The sequence below is a fragment of the Micromonospora globispora genome (assembly GCF_003857015.1).
GTDB classification, from domain to species: Bacteria; Actinomycetota; Actinomycetes; order Mycobacteriales; family Micromonosporaceae; genus Micromonospora; species Micromonospora globispora.
Genome location: NZ_QGGF01000322.1, coordinates 1 through 4,965, shown reverse-complemented (window position 1 = coordinate 4,965; position 4,965 = coordinate 1). Strand labels below are relative to the sequence as shown.

5 protein-coding genes are annotated in these 4,965 nt (G+C 72.2%); 1 reads left to right on the top strand and 4 read right to left on the bottom strand.

From position 1 onward, the window contains the following. The 4 genes from DKL51_RS15895 to trmB all read right to left on the bottom strand — a co-directional run. On the bottom strand, positions 1 to 490 hold a 490-nt coding region (locus DKL51_RS15895), incomplete at its 3' end, for a hypothetical protein (protein WP_221623193.1). Continuing rightward, complete coding sequence (locus DKL51_RS15890) at positions 487 to 807, bottom strand: PadR family transcriptional regulator (RefSeq protein ID WP_260428556.1); 321 nt, start codon at positions 805 to 807, stop codon at positions 487 to 489. The genes DKL51_RS15895 and DKL51_RS15890, both read right to left, overlap by 4 nt. A gap of 200 nt (positions 808 to 1,007) precedes the next feature. Continuing rightward, complete coding sequence (locus DKL51_RS15885) at positions 1,008 to 3,521, bottom strand: DEAD/DEAH box helicase (RefSeq protein WP_109942742.1); 2,514 nt, start codon at positions 3,519 to 3,521, stop codon at positions 1,008 to 1,010. A 70-nt stretch (positions 3,522 to 3,591) separates the two neighbouring features. Then, positions 3,592 to 4,299, bottom strand: a complete 708-nt coding sequence (trmB, locus tag DKL51_RS15880; protein ID WP_423790633.1) for a tRNA (guanosine(46)-N7)-methyltransferase TrmB — start codon at positions 4,297 to 4,299, stop codon at positions 3,592 to 3,594. Positions 4,300 to 4,429: 130 nt separating this feature from the next. Between trmB and DKL51_RS15875 the strand changes: the two genes are divergently transcribed. Next, positions 4,430 to 4,965, top strand: a 536-nt coding sequence (locus DKL51_RS15875) for a hypothetical protein (protein ID WP_124812201.1), incomplete at its 3' end; no start/stop codon positions are given.

Here is a 4,965-nt window from a genome sequence, read left to right as displayed (position 1 = left end):
GCCACACACCTCCCCCACCCGCCAGATCCAGCACCAGCAGCACGACGGCGGGCAGCAGCGGTCGCCACACCCGGCGCCGGCCGGACCGCAGTACCGGCACCAGCACTCGGCGGGCCAGCAGCAGCGCGCAACCGGCCACGACCGCGCCGCCGGCCAGCATCACCATCCACGCGCCCCAAACCAGCGCGCGCACCGTGCCGGTAGCACTCGGTACCGGTGGGTCGAGCAAGGCCCGGGCCACCACCGGAACCGTAAGCATCCCGACGCACCACGCCACCCAGGTCGCCGACAGCCCGGCCTGTACCCGCAGCCGGACCCGCCCGGACGGCTCCCCAGTAAACGCCGGGCGCAGCCATGCCGCCGCCGCGCCCACCGCGACGTTCCAGCACACCCGCGGTCCCGCGCCGGCGTCCTCGACCAGCGCGGCCAGCTCAGCGCCGTACCGCTCACGGAACGACGGCGGGTAGCAGGCCAGCAGTACGCGGATCACGGGTGCGCCGCCGACAGCCTCGCCAGCCCGGTGCGCGCGAACCGGGACATGTCTTTCAACCGCTCCGACAATGCCTGCGCTCCGGCGGCGGTCAAGCGGTACGGGCGGCGGCGCTCGTCGCCCGGCAGCGCCTCCACCAGGCCGCGCTCCTCCAGCCGGGCCAGCGCCCCGTACAGGGTCCCCGGGCCCATCGTGATGCCCGCCTGCTCAGCGACGTCCTGCACAATCGCGTACCCATGCTTCGGCCCGCCGGCCAGACTGCCGAGGATCAGCAGCGGCGGGTTCCCCCACGGCAACTGATCGGCACGACGCACCACGGCGACACCCCCTCTAGTACGTCATACGATACAGGCTGGCCGCAGAAGCGTGGTGTTCCGCATCGACTCCGCCAGTCTCCCTGGGCCCCGAGGTCAGCTACACGCCCACGCGGCCAAGCGCGGTCACCGCCCCGAAGGTTGGCCAGGCTAAAGCGGACCGGACAGCCCGGACCGACCGGACGACCCCTTCGGAACACGAATCAGAGCTGGCCCACCGAGGTGATCCGGACGACGGCGACGCCCGCCTCGTCGGAGGCCGCCAGGTCGACCTCCGCGCTGATGCCCCAGTCGTGGTCGCCCTCCGGGTCGTCCAAAATCTGCCGGACGGCCCACCGCTCCCGGCCCTGCTCGATCATGAGCAGCGCCGGCCCGCGCGCGTCCGGCCCCACCCCGATCGAGTCGTACGACTCGAAGTACGGCTCCAGCGCGTCCGCCCAGGCGTCGGCGTCCCAGCCGTGCTCCGCGTCGAGTTCGCCGAGGAGGTCCCAGCGGCGCAGGGCGGCCAGCTCCACCCGGCGGAACAGCGCGTTGCGTACGAGCACCCGGAACGCCCGCGCGTTGCGGGTGACCGCCGGTGCCCGTTCCGCCAGGGCGGCGTGGGCGGCGGCTACCTCCGCCACGTCGGACGGGTTGCGCAGCCGCTCCCACTCGTCGATCAGGCTGGAGTCGACCTGGCGGACCAGCTCGCCCAGCCACTCGATGAGGTCGACCAGCTCCTCGGTCTTGGCGTCCTCGGGGACGGTCTGCCGCAGCGTCTTGTACGCGTCGGCGAGGTAGCGCAGCACCAGCCCCTCGGAGCGGGACAGCCCGTAGAACTGCACGTACTCGGCAAAGGTCATCGCCCGCTCGTACATGTCCCGGACGACGGACTTGGGGGAGAGCTGGTGGTCGGCGACCCAGGGGTGCCCCTGCCGGTACATCTCGTACGCCGACTCCAGCAGCTCGGCGAGCGGCTTGGGCCAGGTCACCTCGTCGAGGAGTTCGAGGCGGGCCTCGTACTCGATGCCCTCGGCCTTCATCGCGGCGACCGCCTCGCCACGGGCCTTGAACTGCTGGGCGGAGAGCACCTGGCGCGGGTCGTCGAGGATCGATTCGATCACCGAGAGCACGTCGAGGGCGTACGACGGGGACTCCATGTCCAGCAGCTCGATGGCGGCCAGGGCCAGCGGGGAGAGCGGCTGGTTGAGCGCGAAGTCGAGCTGGAGATCGACGGTGAGGCGGATCCGCCGGCCGGTCTCGTCCGGCTCGGGCAGCTCCTCGACCACGCCGCCGGCCTTCAGCGCCCGGTAGATGGCGATGGCCCGGCGGATGTGCCGCCGCTGGGCGGCGCGGTCCTCGTGGTTGTCGGTGAGCAGGTGCCGCATCGACGCGAACGCGTCGCCCGGTCGGCCGATGACGTTGAGCAGCATCGAGTGGCTGACCTGGAAGCTGGACGTGAGCGGCTCCGGCTCGGCTTCGACGAGTCGGTCGAAGGTGGGCTTGCCCCAGCCGATCGAGCCCTCCGGGGGCTTCTTCCGGACCACCTTGCGGCGCTTCTTCGGGTCGTCGCCGGCCTTGGCGAGGGCCTTCTCGTTCTCGATGACGTGTTCGGGGGCCTGCACCACGACCCGGCCGAGGGTGTCGAAGCCGGCCCGCCCGGCCCGGCCGGCGATCTGGTGGAACTCGCGGGCCTTGAGCAGCCGGGTACGCGTCCCGTCGTACTTGGACAGGCCGGTGAAGAGCACGGTGCGGATCGGCACGTTGATGCCGACGCCGAGGGTGTCGGTGCCGCAGATGACCTTGAGCAGCCCGGCCTGGGCCAGGGTCTCCACCAGCCGGCGGTACTTGGGCAGCATGCCGGCGTGGTGCACGCCGATGCCGTGCCGGACCAGCCGGGACAGGGTCTTCCCGAAGCCCGAGGTGAACCGGAAGTTCCCGATCGCCTGCGCGATCATGTCCTTCTCGGCGCGGGTGCAGACGTTGACGCTCATCAGCGCCTGGGCGCGTTCCAGCGCGGCGGCCTGGGTGAAGTGCACGACGTAGACCGGAGCCTGCTTCGTCTCCAGCAGTTCCTCGAGGGTCTCGTGCAGCGGCGTCATCGCGTACGAGAAGAGGAGCGGGACCGGCCGCTCGGCCGAGCGGACGACGGCGGTCGGCCGCCCGGTGCGCCGGGTGAGGTCGTCCACGAAGCGGGTGGTGTCGCCCAGCGTGGCGGACATCAGGATGAACTGCGCCTGCGGCAGTTCGATCAGCGGGACCTGCCAGGCCCAGCCCCGGTCCGGCTCGGCGTAGAAGTGGAACTCGTCCATGACCACCTGGCCGACGTCGGCCCGGGCGCCCTCGCGCAGCGCCAGGTTGGCCAGGATCTCGGCGGTGCAGCAGATGATCGGGGCGTCGGCGTTGACGCTGGCGTCGCCGGTGAGCATGCCGACGTTCTCGGCGCCGAAGATCTCGCAGAGGGCGAAGAACTTCTCCGACACCAGGGCCTTGATCGGCGCGGTGTAGAAGGTGGTCCGGTCGTCGGCCAGGGCGGCGAAGTGCGCGGCGACCGCGACCAGGCTCTTGCCCGAGCCGGTCGGCGTGTTCATGATCACGTTCGCCCCGGAGACGATCTCGATGACCGCCTCCTCCTGGTGGGGGTAGAGGTCGAGGCCGCGCTCCTTCGCCCAGCCGGCGAACGCGTCGTAGAGGGTGTCGGGGTCGGCGCTTCTCGGGAGCGCGGCGGTGAGCGTCATAGCGGCTCCATCGTGCCTGGATCATGGCCCCCCGCGCCAACCGGCCGCCGCGCTGCCGCCTTCCGGCCGCTCAGCGGCGGTGGTGGATCAGGTCGAAGATCTGCCGGCCGGCGGTGAGGGCGCGCCGCTCGAACTTGGTGACCGGGCGGTGCGCCGGACGGGGGGCGAAGCCGCCGTGGGTGTCGACCAGTTCGGGGTCGGCGGTGAGGGTCTCCCGCATCGACTCGGCGTACTCGGCCCAGTCGGTGGCGCAGTGCAGCGCCCCGCCGGGGGCCAGCCGGGAACGCAGCAGCGCGACGTGGCCCGGCTGGATCAGCCGCCGCTTGTGGTGGCGGGCCTTCGGCCAGGGGTCGGGGAAGAAGATGTGCACCGCGTCCAGCAAGCCCTCCGGCATGACCCGGACCAGGTCCAACGCGTCGCCCCGGGCCACCCGCACGTTGCCCAGGCCGTGCCGTTCCACCAGGTCGAGCAGGTTGGCGATTCCGGGCGTATGCACCTCGACCGCCAGATAATCTCGGTCCGGGTCGGCCGCCGCCATCGCGGCGGTGGCGTCGCCCATGCCGGAACCGATCTCCAGCACCAGCGGGGCCCGCCGGCCGAACAGCGCCGCCGGATCGCACGGCCCGTCCAGGTCGGCGATCTCCAGGCCGTACGCGGGCCAGAGCCGCTGCAGCGCGTCGCGCTGGCGGTCGCTCATCCGGCCGCGGCGCGGGTGGAAGGTCCGGATCCGGGCGGCGTGGACGGGCGGCGCGGCGGGGGTCTGGTCGATGGAGGTCACAGCGACCCGAGCGTACGCGACGGTTCTGGTGGATCGGATGTGATGTGCGCCCGACGGTGAGAGGATTCATCCCGTACGGCAGGACGGGCGGTCCGCTGCCCGGTACCGTCCTGTGGCGCCGGGAGGGGACATGGTGTCAGTGACGCGCCGCGCGGCACTGGTGATCGCGGGCGCCGCGTTCGCCGCCCCGCTGTTCGGGGCGGTCCCCGCCGTGGCCGGTCCGCTCCCGGCCGCCGAGCCGGTGCCCGTCGAACCGGCGTCCGACGAGACACCACCCGCTGACCGGATCTTCGTGGAGGTCACCCCGAGCACCGTTCAGCGGGGCTTCCTGGTGGGCATTCGGGCGAGCTGCCTGGACAATTCCGTCCCCGCGACGGTGGAGTCGGACGCTTTCGGGGCGATCCAGATGCAACCCCAGCGGGGCCTGTTGACCGCCTCACCGATGGTCAAGGAGCGCGCCCTCCCCGGCAACTACCGGGTCAAGCTGGAGTGCCCGAGCGGGCAGACCGCGTCGACGATGCTTCAGGTGGTCGACGGGGTTCCGGGGACCCCTGACCCGGCAACCGATGACCCCCGGCCCAGCCGCGGACCGGCGACCGGCTTCGGCGGTACCGCCGGGCCCGGCCTCGGCGACCTGCTGGCGCCGCTGGGCCTGGCCCTGACCGC